The 19245-nt window shown below is 73.6% G+C and carries 14 protein-coding genes and 1 riboswitch; of the genes, 11 read left to right on the forward strand and 3 right to left on the reverse strand.

The window, feature by feature from the left end:
* Positions 1-3 precede the first annotated feature (3 nt).
* From ABEB09_RS31690 to ABEB09_RS31710, 5 genes are read left to right on the forward strand one after another with little or no spacing between them, the layout of a single operon-like run.
* Positions 4-2613, forward strand: coding sequence for a SpoIIE family protein phosphatase (locus ABEB09_RS31690; protein ID WP_380841156.1), 2610 nt, complete (start codon positions 4-6; stop codon positions 2611-2613).
* Positions 2610-3710 carry a sugar ABC transporter substrate-binding protein gene (locus ABEB09_RS31695; RefSeq protein WP_345693351.1) on the forward strand — a complete coding sequence of 367 codons (1101 nt, stop codon included), beginning with the start codon at positions 2610-2612 and terminating at the stop codon, positions 3708-3710. Before ABEB09_RS31690 ends, ABEB09_RS31695 begins: the two co-directional genes overlap by 4 nt.
* A 17-nt stretch (positions 3711-3727) precedes the next feature.
* Positions 3728-4516: an ATP-binding cassette domain-containing protein gene (locus tag ABEB09_RS31700; protein WP_345693352.1), complete on the forward strand. Its 789-nt coding sequence runs from the start codon at positions 3728-3730 to the stop codon at positions 4514-4516.
* Complete coding sequence (locus ABEB09_RS31705) at positions 4513-5781, forward strand: sugar ABC transporter permease (RefSeq protein ID WP_345693353.1); 1269 nt, start codon at positions 4513-4515, stop codon at positions 5779-5781. Before ABEB09_RS31700 ends, ABEB09_RS31705 begins: the two co-directional genes overlap by 4 nt.
* A 56-nt stretch (positions 5782-5837) precedes the next feature.
* Positions 5838-6770 carry a nucleoside hydrolase gene (locus ABEB09_RS31710; protein WP_345693354.1) on the forward strand — a complete coding sequence of 311 codons (933 nt, stop codon included), beginning with the start codon at positions 5838-5840 and terminating at the stop codon, positions 6768-6770.
* Between the two features lie 33 nt (positions 6771-6803).
* Here the strand turns inward: ABEB09_RS31710 and ABEB09_RS31715 are convergent, their stop codons facing one another.
* Positions 6804-7283 (reverse strand): C40 family peptidase, encoded by a 480-nt coding sequence (locus ABEB09_RS31715; protein WP_345693355.1) that lies wholly within the window; start codon positions 7281-7283, stop codon positions 6804-6806.
* A gap of 3 nt (positions 7284-7286) precedes the next feature.
* A riboswitch (cyclic di-AMP (ydaO/yuaA leader) is annotated at positions 7287-7450 on the reverse strand.
* 315 nt (positions 7451-7765) lie between these two features.
* Between ABEB09_RS31715 and ABEB09_RS31720 the strand changes: the two genes are divergently transcribed.
* Both ABEB09_RS31720 and ABEB09_RS31725 read left to right on the forward strand, forming a co-directional pair.
* Positions 7766-8404 (forward strand): DNA polymerase ligase N-terminal domain-containing protein, encoded by a 639-nt coding sequence (locus ABEB09_RS31720; protein WP_345693356.1) that lies wholly within the window; start codon positions 7766-7768, stop codon positions 8402-8404.
* 82 nt (positions 8405-8486) lie between these two features.
* Positions 8487-9587 carry a baeRF2 domain-containing protein gene (locus ABEB09_RS31725; RefSeq protein WP_345693357.1) on the forward strand — a complete coding sequence of 367 codons (1101 nt, stop codon included), beginning with the start codon at positions 8487-8489 and terminating at the stop codon, positions 9585-9587.
* A gap of 10 nt (positions 9588-9597) precedes the next feature.
* On the opposite strand, the gene ABEB09_RS31730 is transcribed toward ABEB09_RS31725, so the two are convergent.
* Positions 9598-11673 carry a SpoIIE family protein phosphatase gene (locus tag ABEB09_RS31730; protein WP_345693358.1) on the reverse strand — a complete coding sequence of 692 codons (2076 nt, stop codon included), beginning with the start codon at positions 11671-11673 and terminating at the stop codon, positions 9598-9600.
* Positions 11674-11899: 226 nt separating this feature from the next.
* Here ABEB09_RS31730 and ABEB09_RS31735 point away from each other — a divergent pair, with 226 nt between their 5' ends.
* Complete coding sequence (locus ABEB09_RS31735) at positions 11900-12517, forward strand: hypothetical protein (protein ID WP_345693359.1); 618 nt, start codon at positions 11900-11902, stop codon at positions 12515-12517.
* A gap of 73 nt (positions 12518-12590) precedes the next feature.
* On the opposite strand, the gene ABEB09_RS31740 is transcribed toward ABEB09_RS31735, so the two are convergent.
* Positions 12591-13955 carry a M64 family metallopeptidase gene (locus ABEB09_RS31740; RefSeq protein WP_345693360.1) on the reverse strand — a complete coding sequence of 455 codons (1365 nt, stop codon included), beginning with the start codon at positions 13953-13955 and terminating at the stop codon, positions 12591-12593.
* A gap of 141 nt (positions 13956-14096) precedes the next feature.
* On the opposite strand from ABEB09_RS31740, the gene ABEB09_RS31745 reads away from it, so the two are divergent.
* The 3 genes from ABEB09_RS31745 (at position 14097) to ABEB09_RS31755 (ending at position 18740) form a co-directional block, all read left to right on the forward strand.
* On the forward strand, positions 14097-15455 hold the full coding sequence (locus ABEB09_RS31745) for a tetratricopeptide repeat protein (RefSeq protein ID WP_345693361.1): 1359 nt from the start codon (positions 14097-14099) through the stop codon (positions 15453-15455).
* A 19-nt stretch (positions 15456-15474) separates the two neighbouring features.
* On the forward strand, positions 15475-16215 hold the full coding sequence (locus ABEB09_RS31750; RefSeq protein WP_345693362.1) for a DUF6333 family protein: 741 nt from the start codon (positions 15475-15477) through the stop codon (positions 16213-16215).
* Between the two features lie 182 nt (positions 16216-16397).
* The gene (locus ABEB09_RS31755; protein WP_345693363.1) at positions 16398-18740 is read left to right on the forward strand and encodes a hypothetical protein; all 2343 of its coding nucleotides are present in this window, start codon (positions 16398-16400) and stop codon (positions 18738-18740) included.
* Positions 18741-19245: the final 505 nt, after the last annotated feature.

Raw genomic sequence — 19245 nt, forward strand, 5'->3', positions numbered from 1 at the left:
GGGATGGCCGCTGTCTACGTGCTGACCGAGAACGGCGCCGAGCTGCGGCTCGCCGAGACCGCGGGCAGCACCGACGGGCCGTACCGGCCCCCGCCCGTGCACACGCTCGCCGACCGTTCCCCGGTCGCCGTCGCCTGCCGCACGGGCCGCCCCCTGTGGCTGACCGCGGAGGACCTGGCCCGCTACGACACGGGCCCACCCGCACCGGAGGCGCCGGGCGCCGGGGCGGGGGCTGCGGCGGGGGCCAGTGCGGCGGCGGGGGCAGGCGCCGGGCCGCCGACCGGGCCCCCGACCGGGGCCGGGGCCGGTCCTCCGTCCGGTACCGCGGCCGGAATCTCGACCGGGGCCGCGACCGCGACTGGCGCTGTCGGCGGGACCGGTGCCGAGACCGGTGCCGGTGCTGCGCCCGGTGCCAGGGCCGCAGCCGAGGCCGCGACCGGGGCCGGCGGCGAGCCGGGCGACGGCGGTGCCGTCGTTCTGGGCGCCCTCCCCCTCGGTGGGGAGTCGCGGCTGCTCGGGTGCCTCCTGGTGGTGCGGGGCGCCGCCGGTGGCTTCGACGACGATCAGCGCGCGCTGCTGGAGCTGTACGCCGACCAGACGGCCGCCGGGCTGGAAGCCGCCGCCGCCCGCGTACCCGCCCGTACCGACACCGGGCCCCGTGCCGGGCCCACCCTGCTGCCGGTGCGCGGAGGCGGTCTCGTCCTGACCCTGCGGACCGGCCGCATGGAAGTGGACCCCCCGGTGCTCGACCTGCTCGGCATCCCGCAGGACGAGTTCGACGGGCACGTGTCGACCCTCCTGGAACGCGCCGTACCCGACGACCTGCCCGCCCTGATGGCGGTCGTCGAGCCGGGCCGGGCGGCGGCCGACCAGCAGCTGGCGTTCCGGGTCCGCCGCCCAGGCGGCGAGCTGCGCTGGCTGGGCCTGCGCTGCCGGGTGCAGGCCGGCGCCGACGGCAGGCCCACGCGCGTGCTGGGCGTCGTGGGCGACGCCTCCTACCTGCGGCCCAGCGTCGACGACGTCTCCCTCGTGCAGCGGCTGTCCGCCGCGCTCGCCGGGGCGACGACCATCCGGGACGTCAGCAGGGTCGTCGTGGAGTCCCTGCGGGACCCGCTCCAGGCCGACCGGGTCGCGGTGGCCGAGCTGGAGGGCGACCGCCTCGTGGTCACCCTCCTCGACCCGCCGCAGCCGGACGCCTGGCCCGACGCGTGGCGGTCCGAGTGGCGCTCGGAGTGGCCCGACGCCTCCTGCCACAGCCTGCCGACCCTGGAGGGCGCGCTGCGCGAGGGCCATGTGGGCCTGTGGCCGCCGGGCACCGACCTCGAACCGGGCCTCGCCGGCATCGGCCCCGGCGGGCTCGCCGTCCTGCCGCTGCCCGCGGACGGCCGTACGGTCGGCGTGTGCCTGGTCGGCTGGGACGGTGAGCACCGGTTCGGCGCGGAGGAGCGCTCCCTGCTGACCGCCACCGCCGGCATGGTCGGCCAGGCCCTCATGCGCGCCCACGCCCTCGACGCCGGGCACGAACTCGCCACGATGCTCCAGCGCAGCCTCCTGCCCCGCAAACTCCCCGCCCTGCCCGGAGGCGTGGCCGTCGCCCGCTACCTGCCCGCCACGGCGGGCCTGGAAGTGGGCGGCGACTGGTACGACGTGATCCCCCTCGCCGACGGCCACGTGGCCCTCGTCATCGGCGACGTCCAGGGACACAGCGCCGGGGCCGCCACGATCATGGGCCAGATGCGCACCGCCATCCGGGCGTACGCCGTGGAGGGCCATCCGCCGGACGTCGTCGTGGCGCACGCCAACCGGCTCCTCGTCGGCATGGAGACCGACCTGTTCGCCACCTGCTCCTACGTCGACCTCGACATGGAGGAGGGCATCGCCTGGGTCGTCCGCGCCGGACACCTGCCGCCGCTGCTGCGCTTCCCCGACGGCACGACGGAGGAGACGGTCATCGAGGGCGGCCCCCCGCTGGGCGTCCTCGCGGACGCCGAGTTCCCCATGACCGAACTGGGGCTGAGCCCCGGCACGCTCGTCACCCTGCTGACCGACGGCCTGGTGGAGTCCTCCACCCTCACCCTGGACGAAGGGCTGCGCGCGGTGCGCGAACTGCTCGCCGGGGCGGACCCCGCCGACCCGGGGCGGGTGGCCGACGAACTGGTCGCGAGCACCCGCCGCCGGGACGACGACGTGGCCGTCCTGCTCCTGCGCTACGACGGCATGCGCGTCCGGCCGATCCGGGCCCGGTGGGCCGTGTGGCGGCTCCCCGACGCCGTCATGCACGCCCGCCGCTTCACCGCGCGCACCCTGCGCTCCTGGTCCGTACGCGAGGAGGTCGACGTGGCCCTGCTCGTCGTGTCCGAACTCGTCACCAACGCCATCGCGCACACCCAGGGCGAGGTCCGCCTGGACCTGACCCTCGCCGGGGACCGCCTGCGCGTCGCCGTCAACGACACCTCTCCCCGCGCGCCCGTCAAAGCCACCAGCACGGACTGGGAGGCCACCGGCGGGCGCGGCCTGCTGCTCGTCGAGGCGATGACGGCGTCCTGGGGCTCCGTACCGCTCGGCGGCGGCAAACAGGTGTGGGCCGAACTCTTCGTGGGGAGTGCGCCATGATCCGCCGCCGACGCCCCACCGCCGCGCTCGTGGCCGGTCTCGTCCTGGCCTCCGCCCTCGCGGCCTGCGGCAAGGCCGCCCAGGTGGAGGAGACCGGCGGGCACGTGCCGCCCGACAGCATGAGCGTCGGCGTGCTCCTGCCCGGCAGCACCAACCGCTGGGAGCAGTACGACCGGCCCCTGCTCGAACGCCGCATCGGCGAACTGTGCCCCGCGTGCACCGTCATGTCCGCCAGCGCACAGCAGGACGTGGCGATCCAGCACCGGCAGATCGACTCGATGATCACCCAGGGGGTCCGCGTGATCATCCTCGGCGCCGTCGACTCCAAGTCCCTGCGCTCCTCCGTCGAGAAGGCCCGGGAGGCCGGCATCGCCGTCATCGCGTACGACCGGCTCGTCGAGGGACCCATCTCCGGATACGTCTCCTTCGACGGCGCACAGGTCGGCAGGCTCCAGGGCGAGGCCCTGCTCCGGGCCCTCGGCGACCGGGCCGGCGACGCACAGATCGTCATGATGAACGGCGACCCGACCGACCCCAACTCCGGCTGGTTCAAGGAGGGCGCCCTGTCCGTCCTCCAGGACCGCGTCCGGATCGGCAAGGCGTACGACACGGCCGAGTGGAGGCCGCTGAACGCCCACATCAACATGGCGGGAGCCATCGCCTCCCTCGGCGCCGACCGTATCGACGGGGTGTACTCCGCCAACGACGGCCTCGCCTCCGGCATCATCTCCGCCCTCAAGGCCGCCAAGATCACGCCCCTGCCGCCCGTGACCGGCCAGGACGCCGAACTCGCCGGCATCCAGCGGATCGTCGCCGGTGAGCAGTACATGACCGTCTACAAGCCGTTCCGGCTGGAGGCGGACGCCGCCGCCGAGATGGCCGTCGCCCTCATCCGCGGAGAGCCGCCGCCCGGCGCCACCACCGGCGCCGCCGACGGCACCGGCACGAGCGGGGTCCCGACGGTGCTGCTCACCCCGATATCCGTCACCGTCGGCAACATCCGGGACACGGTCGTCAAGGACGGCCTCTACACCATCGACCAGATCTGCACGCCCAAGTACGCCGCCGCCTGCGAGAAGGCGGGACTCACCGGCTAGGGCGCAAGGAGGCGCACATGGTTCGTCCGGCGGAACCGCCCCTGCTCGTGCTGCGGGGCATCTTCAAACGGTTCGGGGCCGTCCAGGCCCTCGCGGACATCGAGCTGGAGATCCACGCCGGCGAGGTCGTCGCCCTGGTGGGCGACAACGGCGCGGGCAAGTCCACCCTGGTCAAGGTGATCGCCGGGGTCGACCCCGCCGACCGGGGCACCATCGAGTGGGACGGCCGGCCCGTCCACATCACCCGCCCCCACGACGCCCAGGCCCTCGGCATCGCGACCGTCTACCAGGACCTCGCCCTGTGCGACAACCTCGACGTCGTCGGCAACGTCTTCCTCGGCCGCGAGATCCAGCGCCTCGGCGTCCTCGACGAGGTGGAGATGGAGCGGCGCACCCTCGACCTGCTGCACGCGTTCTCCATCCGCATGCCGAGCGTGCGCCTCCCCGTCGCGTCCCTGTCCGGCGGCCAGCGGCAGACCGTCGCCATCTCCCGCTCCCTGATCGGCGCACCCCGGCTCGTCCTCCTCGACGAGCCCACCGCCGCCCTGGGCATCGAACAGACGGCGCAGGTCCTCGGACTCGTCGACCGGCTCCGGGAACAGCGGCTCGGCGTGCTCCTCATCAGCCACAACATGGGCGACGTGAAGGCCGTCGCGGATTCCGTCGCCGTGCTGCGCCTGGGCCGGAACAACGGCTTCTTCGACGTGACCACCACGTCCCACGAACAGATCATCTCCTCCATCACCGGGGCCACGGACAACGCCGTGACGCGCCGGGCGTCCCGCGAGTGGGAGGCGGACCTGTGAACGGCACCCCCAGGCCCACACGGCAGCACCCGCGCCCCGAGCCGCACCCGCAGGCGCACCCGCGCTCGCACCCGCGGCCGTCCCGGGGCCGGCGCCTCGCCGAGGCGGTCGCCGGCCGGCTCCGCGGCGGCGAACTGGGCTCCCTGCCCGTCCTGATCAGCGTCGCCGCGATCTGGATCATCTTCGTCAGCTTCGACGAGAAGTTCCTCTCGCCCCGCAACCTGTCCAACCTGAGCGTCGACATCGTCGGCACCGGACTGATCGCCGTCGGTGTGGTCTTCGTCCTCCTCCTGGGCGAGATCGACCTGTCGGTCGGCTCGGTGAGCGGTCTCGCCGCGGCCGCCTTCGCCATGCTGAACGTCCATCACGGCCTGGCGGAGGGCCCCGCGCTGCTCCTGGCCCTGGCCCTGGGGACGGCGATCGGCTTCTTCCACGGCTTCGTCTTCACGAAGGTCGGCGTGCCCGCGTTCGTCGTCACCCTCGCGGGGCTGCTCGGCTGGAACGGGCTCATGCTGTACATCCTCGGGTCGAACGGCACCGTCAACCTCGACGACGAGGGCCTGGTCGCCCAGCTGACCAGCTACCACTTCCACTACGTCGCGGTCGCGTACGGCGTGGCGGCGCTCGGCGTCGCCGGCTACCTGCTGGTCGCGCTGCGCGACGCGCGACGCCGCAGGGCGGCGGGCGTACCGTTCCGGACACCGGGCGAGATCGCCGTGCGTACGGGCGCGCTGGCCGTGGTGGCCTTCGCCGCCGCCTTCGTGCTCAACCGGTTCCAGGGGCTGCCGCTCGCCCTGCTCATCTTCATCGTGGTGCTCGTCGCCCTCGACTTCGTCCTGCGGCGCACCCCTTACGGGCGGACGGTGTTCGCGCTGGGCGGGCGGCTGGAGGCGGCGCGGCGGGCCGGCATCGGCGTGGACCGGATCCGTATCAGCGTGTTCATGATCTCGGGGAGCATGGCCGCGCTCGGCGGCCTCTTCCTGGCCTCCCGGGTCACCTCGGCCAGCCAGGCGTCCGGCGGCGGGCTCCTTCTGATGAACGCCATCGCCGCGGCGGTCATCGGTGGCACCAGCCTCTTCGGCGGACGCGGCACGGTGTGGTCCGCGCTGCTCGGCGTGCTCGTCATCCAGTCGATCGCCTCGGGCGTGGCGCTGCTGGGCATCCGGGGAGCGGTCCAGTTCATGATCACGGGCGGGGTGCTGCTCATCGCCGTGGTGATCGACTCCCTGTCCCGCCGCGCGCAGAAGGCCCACGGACGCGTGTGACGCGTGGAGCCTGACGCGACGGGGAAGGTCGTGAACCCGTGAAGGAGGAGAGACGCATGCCCATCCCCGTGATCCTGGACTGCGACCCGGGCCACGACGACGCCTTCAACATCCTGCTCGCCGCCGCCCACCCGGCCGTCCAGCTGCTCGGGATCACCACCGTGGCCGGGAACCAGACCGTGGAGAAGACCACGCTGAACGCCCGCCGCGTGTGCACGGTCGCCGGGATCGAGGGCGTACCCATCGCCGCCGGCCTCGCCGGCCCCCTGCACGGCTCCGGCATCGTCGCGCCGGACATCCACGGCGAGTCGGGGCTCGACGGGCCCGGCTTCGGCGAGCCGACCGTGCCGGTCGACGGCCGCGACGCGGTCACGTTCCTGCGCGACACGCTGCGCGCCCACCCCGTGCCCGTGACGCTCGTACCGACCGGGCCGCTCAGCAACATCGCCGCGCTCCTGCTCGCCCACCCGGAGCTGGCCGCGAGGATCGAGCGGATCGTCCTCATGGGCGGATCCACCGAGCGCGGGAACAGGACGCCCGCCGCGGAGTTCAACATCCTCGCCGACCCCGAGGCCGCCGACATCGTCTTCAGCAACGGCCTGCCCGTCACCATGATCGGCCTCAACGTCAGCCACCGGGCGCTGGCGACGCCCGACGTCGTCGCCCGCATCGACGCGCTCGGCACACCGCTGGCCCGCCTCTGCACCGACCTGCTGACCTACTTCGGCACCACGTACCGCGAGGTCTTCGGCTTCCCGGCCCCGCCCCTGCACGACCCGCTGACGGTCGCGCACCTCATCGACCCGGACCTGATCACCCTGGTCCACGCCCCCGTCGCGATCGAGCTGACCGGCACCCACACCCGCGGCGCCACCGTCGTGGACCTCGACGGCGTGACCGGCGCCCGCCCGAACGCGTACGTCGGCGTCGACGTGGACGTCCCCAGGTTCTGGGACCTCGTCGTCGACGCCGTACGCGCCCTCGGGTGACAGGCGGTCACCCGAGGGCCAGTGACCCTCAGGTCAGCGCACCCGGCCGAAGTAGACGGACTTCGACCAGATGCGGTCCAGCTTCACCACCGAACCGGACTTCGGCGAGTGCCAGATCTTGCCGCCCCCGGCGTAGATGCCCACGTGGTAGACGCGCCCACCGGAGTGGAAGAACACCAGGTCACCCTTGAGCAGGGCGGACCCCGATATGTGCCGGGTCTTGTTGTACTGCTGCTGCGCCGTGCGCGGCAGCGTCTTGCCCGCCTGCTTGTACGCGTAGAGCGTCAGGCCGGAACAGTCGAACCGGGTCGGGCCCGCCGCCCCGTACTTGTACGGCGAACCCTTCTTGGCGGCCGCCACGTTGAGCGCCTTGACGGCGTACGCGGGCGCCGCCGCCTCTGCCTCCGACACGGCGCCGGGCGCCAGCATCGTGCCGCCGATCGCGGCGAGGGTCAGGGCCGACACGGTGCCGGCCCGGGACAGCAGGGACGGGACATGATTCTGCGCGGTCATGCGCAACCCTTCGTCATCCGCCTGTGAAGGATGACCTGTCGGGTTCGGGCAGGCGAAGTTGCCCGGCCGCTGACGCGGCTTCACCCCAAGGGACGGCCATGGTGCGCACGCCCCGGTACTGCTGGGTCCTCCACTCCTGCCGATCCACAATGCGTCGACCTGACATCCGGACGGCGGCAGGACTCGGCGTCCGCCCGGACCGCCTCGCCAGGGCGGCGAGGGCTTGTCGTCGCCAGGGATCTTGACCCATGCCCTGGCGAAAATCCGAACGGAAATGGCATTTTGTGAGACTCCTCACTACTGATCCTTTCGCGGTGTCAGGTCGCTTTTGGCGCCCTGACCAGCGCGGAGTCTGACGTTCCGCCAGCTGTCACGGGTGCTGCCGCCAAGGCCCCTCCGATGGCCGGAACCGCACGGTCCGGACCGTCGGCACCCGGGTACGGCCCCGGTGTGCCCCGGAGGCGCCGGGGTACGCGGATGCCGTGAGTGCGAAGGGGACGAAAGGCGCACTGGAGCGCTACCACCGCAAGCGTGACTTCTCCCGGACGACCGAGCCCGAGGGGGAGCGGCCGCACGAGGCCCCGGGCTCCGGCCGGCCCCGGTTCGTCGTGCAGATCCACGACGCGACGACGACGCACTTCGACTTCCGGCTGGAGGCGGACGGCGTCCTGAAGTCCTGGTCCGTCCCCAAGGGGCCGTCCGCCGACCCCAAGGACAAGCGGCTGGCGATGCCGACGGAGGACCACCCCCTGGAGTACCGGGACTTCGAGGGCGTCATCCCCGAGGGCGGGTACGGCGCAGGCACCGTGATCATCTGGGACGAGGGGACCTACCGGAACCTTTCCTCCGGCCGGGACGGCCGCGAGATCCCGATGGGCGAGGCGCTCCGGGCGGGCCACGCCTCCTTCCGGCTGGACGGCCACAAGCTGCACGGGGCGTACGCGCTCACCCGCATACGGTCGGGCGGCGGCGGGGAGCGCGAGGCGTGGCTGCTGGTGAAGAAGGCCGACGCGCACGCCGGCACCGGCGGCGCCTCCGATCCGCGGCGCGCGCGTTCCGTCCGTACCGGCCACACCCTCGGCCAGGTGGCCCGGGAAGCGGCGTTCGGTGACCGGGGGTGACCGCCGGTGACCGTACGTCGCGTGTCCCCCCGCCGCGCGGGGGTAGCCGTAACGACGAGAGAACGAACGCCGGGAGCACGCCGTGAAGCTGCAGTTCCTCGAACCCCTCTACCAGCAGGACCGACCGGTCGCGTCCGTGTACCTGGACACCTCCCGCGACATCGACGAGCCCGACCGGGCCGTCGAGGTGCGCTGGCGGCACCTCCGGGACAGCCTGCTCGCCCACGACGCCGACCCCGCCACCGTCCGCGCGATCGAGGCCGAGATCGGCACGGACCGGGAGATCGCCGGGCAGCACGGGCAGGCCGTCTTCGCCGCCGGCGGCCGCGTCCTGCTCGCCGAGTGCCTGCCCCGCCCACCGGACCGGGACTCCGCCCGGTACGGCACCGTGCCCGACACCGTCCCGCTCTGCCTCCAGCACGCCCCCGACATCCCGTACGCCGCCGTCGCGACCCACCGGCTGCACACCGGCGAGCACGGCGCCCACGACGAGATCGAGATCGACGTCAGCGTCGGCAGCTGGCCCATCAGCAGGGTCGCCCCGCCCCACGAGATCCACGAGCGGATACCGGCCGACGACTGGCCGCGGGAGGCCGAGCAGCTCCTCGCCGAGCTGACCGACGGCGGCGACGGACCCCGCACCGGCGCCACGGAGGCCATCGTCGTCTCCGGCGACCCGTGGGCCGCCAACACGATCACCCGGCTCGCACCGAAACGCCTCCAGGACCGCTTCACCAAGATCAAGAACGGTGGCCGGCACCAGCCCGAGCCCGGCAGGACCGTCCTCGAGGAGGACCTGGCCGGCCTGTTCGCCGACCGGATGCGCGCCCGCGACCAGCAGCAGCTCGACGCCTTCCAGTCCCAGCGTGCCCGCCGCCCCGGCGACGTCGAGGGCCTCGCCGCCGCGGTCGCCGCCCTGCAGCGCGGCCAGGCCCAGGCCCTCGTCCTCACCACCCCGCGCCCGCCCGGCCGGCGCCTCTGGGTGGGCTCCGAACCGAACCGGCTCGCCCTGTCCGGCCACGACCTGAGGGCCTTCGGCGTCGACTACTTCTGGGAGGAGGACGCCGACGCGGCCCTGATCCGCGCCGCCGTCGCCACCCACGCGGAACTGATCGTCCGGCCCCACGACGACCCGCCCCTCCAGGACGGCACGGGCGTCCTGCTCCGCTACACCGGGGCGTAGGACAGACGCATCACACCTGCGGGCCGGGCGTGCGGTGCACGCGCGCCAGGAGCAGGACCGTGTCGTCGGTCGGCGGGTCCGGCAGCAGGTTCCCGAGGATGCGGTCGGCCGCCGCCTCCAACGGACCCGTCGCCGACGCGAGTTCCTCCCGCAGGGCCGCCAGGCCCGTCTCGATGTCCCGGCCGCGGGCCTCGACGAGGCCGTCCGTGTAGAGGGCGAGGGTGGCGCCGTCCGGAAGTACCCGCTCCGTCGTCAGATACGCGAAGCCACCGACACCCAGCGGCACGCCGAGGACGTCCCCGATCGCCTCGACCCGGCCGTCCGGGTGCCGCAGCAGCGGCGGCGGATGGCCCGCGCTGGCGATCCGGGCGCGCCCGGTCGTCGGGTCGTACACCAGGTACAGGCACGTCGCCAGTTCGATGCCGGACTCCTGGGCGCACGCGTCCAGGTCGCCCATCAGGTCGTCCGGCGCCCGGTCGTGCCGGGCCAGGGCCTTGGCCGTGATCCGCAGCCGGCCCATCGCGGCGGCCGCCGGCACCCCGTGCCCCATCACGTCGCCGACCACCAGCGCGACCCGCTCGCCGGGCAGCGCGACGACGTCGTACCAGTCGCCGCCGACCTCGGTGATCCGACTGCCCGGCACGTACCGGTGCGCCATCCGCACGTACGGGCTGGTCGCCGTCGCGCTGGGCAGCAGGGCGCGCTGGAGCGTGAGCGCGATGTCCTGGACGCGGCTGTACAGGCGGGCGTTGTCCAGGCAGAGCGCCGCGCGGGAGCCCAGCTCGGCCGCGAGGCCCAGGTCGTCCTCGGTGAAGGCGGGCCGGGCGGCGGACCGGCCGAACAGGGTGATGCCCTGGACCGTGCCCCGCGCGATCAGCGGCGCGATCAGGATGCACGCGAGGCCGCTCTCCGTGAGGAGCCGGGCCCGCTCCTCCAGGACCACGGTCCGCGCCACGAAGTCCTCGTCGACCGCCGCGCAGATCGGACGGCCGGTGCGCAGCATGTCGTGGATGGCGGACCCCGGCGGGTACGTGACGTGCTCCAGGCCGCCCACGACGTCGTCGGCGGGCGGCGGCAGCGTGGTCGTGGCGGCGATACGACGGGTGAGGAGGGGCAGCGCTGGGTCGAACCGCTCGTCCTCGTCCAGCCATTCCACGACCTCCACGACCGCCCCGTCCGCGAACTCCGGCACCACCGTGTCCACCAGCTCCCGCGCGGTGACGTCGACGTCCAGGGTCGTCCCGATGCGGGACGCGGCCCGGTCCAGCAGCGCCAGCCGCCGCCGGCCCGCCTCCGCCTCCAGCAGCGCCTCCTCCCGGTCGGTCACGTCCACCACCAGGCCGCCCACGCCGGGCCGCGTACCGACCGCCTGGCTCAGCGGGAACAGGCTCACCGACCGCACCTGGTCCCGGCCGGGGTGTCCGGCCGTGCGCAGGCTCACCGGCATCCCCACCAGCGGCCTGCCGCTCTCGGTGACCGTGTGGAGCGCGGCCCGCCACGCGGCGGCGTCCGCCATGATCATGACCTCGTCCGCCCGGCGGCCGAGGTGGTCCTCGACGGGCATCCCGTCCATGTCGGCGAGCGCCTGGTTCAGGTGGATGTACCGGAAGTCCTCGTCGAGCATGACCAGCCCGATGGGGCACGTCTGGAACAGGGCGTCGAGGAACGCGAGATTGGTCTTCACCCGGTCGAGCTCCTCGCTGCGGCTGGCGAGGCCCATCAGTACGGAGCGCCCCTCGGCGCCGTCCACGGGGAACACCCGGAACCCGGAGTCGAAGACCTCGCCGTCCTTCCCGCGGGCCGTCAGCCGGCCCCGCCAGTACCCGTCCACCCGGCCGCGCTCCGCCATCCGCGCGCACGACGCGGACACGTCCCCGGCCGCGTCGGCGAAGAGCGCGGCGCCGGGCCGGCGCAGGATCTCGTCCGCGTCGTACCCGAACAGGTCGTGGGCGCCCGGCCCCCAGTAACAGACCCGGTCGTCGTGGTCGAGGCCGAAGACGGCGACGGGCACGTGCTGCAGCAGCGTCCCCGGCTCGGACCACAGCGGGCTCCGATCCCTGGCGTCCCCCGGCGGCTCCGATGCCACGAGACGTTCCTCCCGCCTGCCGCTGGCCCCGACTCCATTGTGCGGACGCCCGGCCGCATCGGCCCGGCGAGCCGGACACGGCCCGCGCTGTGTAGCAACTTCGCCACAGGCGGTCCACAACGCCGCACCGGCCGTCACTTTCCGGGCGCGGATCCCATTGTCCGACCGTCGGACCACATCCGACCGTCACGCACCACGCACCACGCACGGCCCCGGAGGCGCCCCCATGGGCAAGCACAGGCAACCACGCCGCACGAGCAGCGCCCGCTTCGTCATGATCAGGGCCACCACCGCCATGGGCGTGGTCGGCGCCCTCGCCTTCGTCCTGCAGTCGGGCCACGACACTCCGGCCTCCCGGGCCACGCCGGAGTCCCTGCACAGCCCGCTGCCCGACACGGCGGGCTCGACCACGCCGCCCGGGGGCCCGGACCGCGCCGCGACCGCCCCGCGGGGCCCCGGCGCCGCCCCGCTGTCCCCGAGCGCCGCCCCCCGGCCCACGGACCTGCTGCCCGCCGGCGCCCCGGACCTGCCCCGCCCCGTCACCGGCGACGGCACCCCCTGGGCGGAGGTCCCCGCCGCGCCGCCGGCGGCGCCCGATCAGCGCCCCGCGCCGCCGCTCCCCGTGCCCACGCCCGCTGCCGGACCCGCGGAGCCCGGGCCCGCGCCCGTACCGCCGGGCCCCGGGAAGCCGGCGGACGCCGCGGACCCGGAGGACCGGCAGCCCGCCGCCCCGCCGGAGCCCACCGGCCCGGCCACCACACCGATCGACGTGCTGGCCGACCTCCTGGACGGCCTCATGGCCCCGGGCACCGGCAGCACGACCGGAACGGCGGCCGACCGCTGACGGCCGCCGGCCACTGAGCGGGCGGGCGCCCGCCCCACGGCCGCCCCCGCGCCGCCCGCCGACCGCGCCCGCCCTACAGCCGCACCTTCCACTCGACCGTCGCGCGCAGTGTCCGCGCGATCTCCGGGTCGCGCACCGACGGTGTGCGGTCCTCGACCGTGACCGACAGCTTGTGCGTCCTGAAGTCGAGCAGCCGGACACCCAGTTCCGTGACCCGCACCTCCGTGCGGCCCGCGAAGGACGGCAGTTCGCGGCCGTCCAGGTACCAGCGGACCGTCAGGGCCCGGCCGCTCGACCCCGTGAGGCGCGGCACGGCGACCTCCGCCGCGTGGTGACGGCGCAGCGTGCGGTCCGTGGGGCTGACGGCCGTCGCGGGGCGGGCGTGCCGGTAGAAGCCGGCGATCATCGCCTCCACGCCCGGCAGGTTGAACGGCTTGTCCAGGACCCGCATCAGCGAGCTGTCCGTCGGCCGGTACAGACCGGAGACGTAGTAGCCGCCGCCCTCGTACGTACCGACCGTGCCGCCGTCGGGCGACTGCTCGCCCAGCCAGCGGTGCCACTTGGTCTGCCGCGCGGCCATCCGGCCGGCGTCCAGCGTGGACACGTTCGGATCGGCGGGCTCGCGGCCCGTGTAGCGCGCGTAGTCGGGAAGGCCGGGGTAGAAGTACTCGTCGGCGAGCCGGCCCAGCGAGTGGCCCGTCTCGTGGATGGCGACCTGGCCGGACTTCTCGTTGCCGGCGGACGCCGTCGAGATGCCGTCGTAGCCCAGGGTCTCGCTGGGCTCGTTGTAACCGGCGCCGCCGTACTTGGCGCTGTTGGCGAGGACGAGCACCAGGTCCGCGTCGGGTGCCAGGGCCACGTACCCGTCGACCTTCTCCTGGTCGACGCAGAGCAGCCGCTCGATGTCCCCGCACCAGAAGTACGCCCCGAGCGCGGTGTCCCTGACGGTGCCCCGGTCGGGGTCGCCGGTCACACCCGACTCGCGGGACACGGCGTCGACCGTCCACACGTTGAACAGGCCCTGGTACGTCGTGTACGGCTCGACGGCCGCCACCTCCGCCCACTTCGCCCGCGCGTCGGCGTGGAACCGGTCCAGTTCGCCGGCCGTGTACCCGTCGCCGATGACGACGACGTCCAGCCGGTCGGCGGTGGGCCCGTTGTCGACCACCTTGGTGACCGTCCCGTCGGCGGCGCTCTCCGCAGCGGAGAGTCGCGACGCGGGCGCGCCCCGCCCGGCGGCCGGTACGTGCGCGTGGCCCGATCCGGCGAGCACGCCGTTCTCCGGGCCGGGTATCTCGACCTCCACCAGGGCGCCCGGTGACGGTTCGGAGAGGGGCGGCGGGCCGGCGGTCGCGGTGCCGGGCCCGGCGGCGAGCGCCGCGACGACGGCGGCGGCCACACCGGTGGCCGTCAGGGATCTGCGCAGGGTCGAGCGCACGGAGTCCTCCCCCGATGACGGAAGTTAAGTGAGGGCTTAAATACGGTGAACAGGCGGCTTAAGGTAGGGCTGGGCGCGGTGGATGCGCAATGGTCAGGTCCCGCTGAATACTGGGGAGTTCGAGCGACCAGGGGGGTTCCCATGGACGAACCGGCCGAGATCGGCCGACGGGTGCAGCGGCTGCGCGCCGAACGCGGCCTGACCCAGCGGCAGCTGGCCGAGCCGTCGTACACGGCGGCCTACATCTCCACCCTGGAGTCCGGCAAGGTGCGGCCCTCCGAGACGGCGCTGCGCTTCCTCGCCGCACGCCTCGGCACGACGTACGAGGAGCTGGCCACCGGCCGGCCCGCCCGTCTGGCGACCGAACTCCGCCTCGCCCTGACCGACGCCCAGCGGACCCTCGCCACCGGGTCCGCCGACGAGGCCGCCGCCCACTACCGGCGGCTGCTCGCCGACGCCGAAGGCCTGGACCTCCTCCCCGAACGGGCCGAGGCACTGCTCGGCCTCGGCGACTGCGCCCTGGAGGCGGGCCAACTCTCCGACGCTGGACGGCACTTCGCCATGGCCGAACAGCTGCTGGCCGGCGAGCCGCTGCCGCGCCGCGCCCGCGCGATCCGGGGCCGCGCCGTCGCGCACCTCCTCGCGGGCGAGCTGCGCTACGCCTGCTACCTCCTCGAATCCACCCTCGACGAGCTGAACACGAGCGGCCTCGCCGACCCCGAGGCGCTCGTGATGCTGTACGCCGCCGTCATCGGCCCCTACATCGACATGGGCGCGCACGCGCGGGCCGCCCACGCGGCGGAACTGGCGCTCGCCCTGGCGCCGCAGGTCAAGGACCCGGCGCTGGTCGCGGGCATGCACCGGCAGGTCGCCCGCACGTTCCTCGCCGAGGGGCGCACCGCCGACGCCGACGCCTCCCTCGCCAAGGCCCAGTCGATGTACCGGCAGCTGCGGCTGCGCACCGACCTGGCGCACTGCCACTGGATGCGGGGCTACGTCCAGGCGCAGCGCGGCGAACTCGACACGGCGGAGCGCGAGCTGCGCACCGCCCGCGACATGCTGGCCGCCAAGCGCGCCGCTCTCTACACCGCCCAGGTGGAGGTCGAACTCGCCGACGTGCTGCGGCGCCTCGGCCGCCACGACGAGGCGGCCGGACTCCTCTCGGCGCTGCTGGACCTCGGCGACCGGCACGGCGCCGTGCACGCGGGCGGCGCGCACCGGCTCCTCGGCCTCATCGCGGAGGAGCGCGGCGACACCGAGGCGGCCGAGGAGCACTACGTGCGGGCGCTGGGCCTGCTGGAGCGGAGCGGGGCGACCGGAGACCTCGCCGACCTGTGCCGGCTGCTGGGCGACCTGCTGCGCCGTACGGGCCGTGTCGAGGCCGCCCTCGACGCGTACCGCACCGGACTCGGCCACCGCGCCGCGCCCGGCACGACCACCCTGGGCCCGGCGCCCGCCGCCCCCCACACCCAGGCCCGCCCGGGTGCGGCGGGCCACTGACATCCACGGAGGCGATCCGATGACCGACGACGACTTCTGGGAGTGCCCGCCGGAGCAGGGCCTCGCATGGTACGGCGAGTTCAGGCTCACCCTGATCGAGCCGCCCTTCCCCGCCGGCGGGGGAGGGGCGCTGCCCGCCCACGACCCGGAGCGGGCCCGGGAGTTCGCCGCTTGCCTCGGCACCGTCGACACGGTGGTGGACGAGGTCGACCGGATCGAGGCGACCGAGCGGCCTCCCTTCTCCACCCGCGCGGACCTCGACCTGGTCGGTGTCGGCTGCTGGGGAACGGTGACGGAGATCAACGACCCCGCCCTGGTGTACACCGGGGGAACCCTCCCCCTCGTGGAGCAGGCGGACGAGCTGGCCGCGCGCTTCCCCGGAGCGGTTCTCATCGGCTCGGCGACGATCGACCACCCCATGACCTACGGCACCCACGTCATCCGGCACCCGGCGGGGGCGCGCCTGTTCGCCGCGGGGTGGAGCGGTGAGGGGGACTGGGACCTCGAAGGCACCCCGCACGAGGTCGTCGACGCGTTCGGTATCGACCCCGACGACCTGGAGCGGCGGGGCATCGACCTCGATGCCGCCCCCGGGTCCTTCCCCTGGGAGAGCCTGACACGGCTCGTGCTCGGGCACGTCAGCCCGCTCCTGCGTACCGGCCGCACCCTGTCCGTGTTCCGCGTCCGGCACACGGAAGAGGCCACCGGAGACCTGGAGGACACCTGGATGGGTGAGCCCGACGGGTTCGAGGAGTTCTGACGTGACGATGTGAAGGAACGAGGGAGTTGGCGGGGACATGCCGTCCCCATCCGGGGGTGCCCGGCCGGCCCGCCCCTAGAGTGGCAACAGCCGGCGCACCAAGACCAGTTGACCTCGGAGCCCACGGCGCCGCGCACCTCTCCTGACATCAACGGGGTTCCCAGGGGGAGAAGTCAGTGAGCATGCGGACAGACCGACCTGCGCGCCGCGGGCGCGTGTGGGCGCGCATCGCGCTCGCCCTCACCGCCACAGCGGCGGTGACCCTCACCGGCCTGCCGGCCCTCGACGAGGCGGAGGCGGCCAAGGGGCCGAACGTCAAGCCGGTGCGGTGCGACGAGAAGTTCCTCGGGAAGAAGTTCCCCACCACGCCGCCCAACTCCGGGCCGCCGGACGGCCTTCCGTACGACGCGTGGCCGAACGACGAGAACTACACCTACGACAACCCCGCGAAGGCCTACGACGGGGTGCTGCCGCCGACCGACGCCCAGCGCGCGGCCGCGGGAACGAACTATCGCAAGTGGCAGCGCAAGTACAACCGGACGAAGAACCCCGCGGACAAGGTCATGGAGATCTACGCCCGCTACAACAAGCAGTACGACAGCCCGAAGGGCTACCGGGACTTCAGGCGCTTCCTCGACGTCCGCTACATCGGCGCCCACGGCAACCCGCTCCGGGGTGACGCGTTCGAGGCCCGCATGGTCAAGAAGTACAACATGATCGGCCCCGACTGGTGGTGCCAGGACCCGATCGAGTACACCGACCCCGAGACCGGCGAGAAGCGCACCCGCGTCGTGGACGCCCACAACCGGCGCACCGAGCGCAAGGTCGAGATGAAGTCCAACGGCCGGATCGAGGACGACCAGCTCAAGGCGGACCGGCAGATCGCCAAGGAGAAGCCCAAGTCGACGTTCCGGTACCTGACCGGTGCCAGGACCGAGGGGCCGACCAAGAACAAGATCAAGCAGTTCGACGACGACCTCAAGCGGGACCGGGGCACCAACCGCACCCAGGCCGGCGTCAACGAGCGCCGGTCGAACGCCATCGAGCGCACCCAGAAGCCGAACGTCTACACCAACTACGACAAGCGGTTCAACCCCGATCCGCTCAAGGGCGGCCGGGGGCCGATCATCGACCAGGCCCTGCGGTCCGGGAAGACGGTCGAGGAAGCACGCCGGCTCCAGGCCATGTACAACCAGAACAACGGCGGCGGCTACTTCGGCCGCGGGCCCGGTGGCATCGACTTCTCCACCCTGGAGATCAACTACGTCGGCAGCCCCGTCAAGGGCAAGGGCCTCGACTATTCGATGAAGGCCGACTACGTCAAGGACCCGGACGAGAACCCCGGCTACGGCGGTGACGCCAAGCTCCAGCTCGCCTCGGACGCCTTCTTCACCTGGCTCGCCCTGACCCCGGACAGGTTCTGGGTCAACCTCAACCCGGTCCGCCCCGACGTGATCATGGACAAGGAGTTCGCCAGGACGGACGCCGGACGCGTCCTGCTGGAGGCCGACCTGACCCTCAAGCACGACTACGCGGATGCGATGAACCCCGACAAGTACGAGCGGGGGGAACGCTTCTGGCGCGCGGCGCCCCGTACCCCGGAAGGCATGCCCTGCCTGCCCGTCATCCGCCAGTGGATCACCCCGAAGCCCGCGAAGGTCCGGGAGCAGGACGGCGGCATCTACATCCTCGACGCGCCGCTGAAGGTCAACATGGAGGTCCCGACCGGGCCGGACGTGCCACCCGCCACCTGCAGGCTGACGGAGGCGCAGACGAAGCAGGCCGAGGCCCTGATCCGCACGATGATCCAGCCCGAGCTGGAGCGCCGCGTCAACGAGGACGCGTCCTACGCCGACCTGCGCCGCGTCTACTCCTCGCGGGTGGCCGCCGAGTACGTCCGGCGGCAGGACGCGGTCGCCCCGACCGACTTCCGCAAGATCATCAACAGCAACGACGTCAAGCGGTGGCCGCTCAGGGGCGAGAACAAGGACTGGGACAAGAAGACCGTCTACGACAAGTACGTCCACTCGTTCAAGAACGGCGACTACAAGTTCGAGCGCGTCTACGGCGGCAAGGTGTGGATCCTGTCCATGGGCGGGGTCGACTTCTCCAAGGCGCCGAAGCGCGACATCAGCCGCGCCCAGTTCGCCACGCAGTACCGCGGCCTGGACAAGACCACCAGGACGTCCGTCCAGGCGGAGGTGACCTACCAGGAGGGAGACACGGCCTACCTCGGCGGGACCAGCTCCGACCAGCCCACCAGCCCCGACGACCCGAAGCCGACACCGAGCCCGACCGGCCCGGACGACCCGAAGCCGACCGACCACCCGTCGACCCCGGCACCCGGCCCGTCCACGCCCGGCGGCGACGGCACGACCCCGCCGGCCAAGGACCCGGACGGTGACCTCGCCGACACCGGCAACAGCACCCCCGTCGGCCTCATCGCCGCCGTGGCCGCGGCGCTCGCCGTCGCGGGCGGCGCGCTCACGTGGTGGGTCCGGCGCCGCAGGACGGGCGGCAGCTAGGGAGTGTCCGGCGGATCATGCCGACATCGCTGGGCGGTGCCTTTGACTGCTGGTGAGCGGGGTCTGGTGCGTGCGGCTGCAAGGCGGAGGAGGGAGGGATGGCGGAGCCATCGCGACCGACGACAACGCCGCTGGGGGTCCCCCCTGCCCGTCAGGGCTTGGGGGAGCGCGTGCCAGACCCCGCGGCCCAGGCATGATCCGCCGGACACGACCTAGCCCGCCCGACGCCCTGCCGCAGGGCTGTCCCCCGCACCCGCGCCCGGGTTGCGGGGGACAGCCCTTCCCAGCGCCCGTGCGCGGGGGACGCCCCGACCGTGGCCCGCGTGCGGGTCCGGGGCTCTCCCCGCGCGCGCCACCCGGCGGCGCGGTACCGTACCGAAGGAGTGGGGCCGCGCCCGCCCGTGCACAGCGGCGGGCGGCCGGGAAGCGGGAAGCACCGCTCGTCCGCGACGCGGCCGGACGCCTCACGTGGCGTTCACGGGGCCAGAACGCGATACCGCAGCGA

Source organism: Streptomyces coeruleoprunus, assembly GCF_039542925.1.
GTDB classification, from domain to species: Bacteria; Actinomycetota; Actinomycetes; order Streptomycetales; family Streptomycetaceae; genus Streptomyces; species Streptomyces coeruleoprunus.

Excerpts from the sequence above, each read along its gene's own strand:
- ABEB09_RS31735 (WP_345693359.1), top strand. The coding sequence starts at position 11,900 with ATGGGCAAGCACAGGCAACCACGCCGCACGAGCAGCGCCCGCTTCGTC.
- ABEB09_RS31695 (WP_345693351.1), top strand. The coding sequence starts at position 2,610 with ATGATCCGCCGCCGACGCCCCACCGCCGCGCTCGTGGCCGGTCTCGTC.
- ABEB09_RS31690 (WP_380841156.1), top strand. The coding sequence starts at position 4 with ATGGCCGCTGTCTACGTGCTGACCGAGAACGGCGCCGAGCTGCGGCTC.
- ABEB09_RS31700 (WP_345693352.1), top strand. The coding sequence starts at position 3,728 with ATGGTTCGTCCGGCGGAACCGCCCCTGCTCGTGCTGCGGGGCATCTTC.
- ABEB09_RS31750 (WP_345693362.1), top strand. The coding sequence starts at position 15,475 with ATGACCGACGACGACTTCTGGGAGTGCCCGCCGGAGCAGGGCCTCGCA.
- ABEB09_RS31755 (WP_345693363.1), top strand. The coding sequence starts at position 16,398 with ATGCGGACAGACCGACCTGCGCGCCGCGGGCGCGTGTGGGCGCGCATC.
- ABEB09_RS31715 (WP_345693355.1), bottom strand. The coding sequence starts at position 7,283 with ATGACCGCGCAGAATCATGTCCCGTCCCTGCTGTCCCGGGCCGGCACC.
- ABEB09_RS31710 (WP_345693354.1), top strand. The coding sequence starts at position 5,838 with ATGCCCATCCCCGTGATCCTGGACTGCGACCCGGGCCACGACGACGCC.
- ABEB09_RS31745 (WP_345693361.1), top strand. The coding sequence starts at position 14,097 with ATGGACGAACCGGCCGAGATCGGCCGACGGGTGCAGCGGCTGCGCGCC.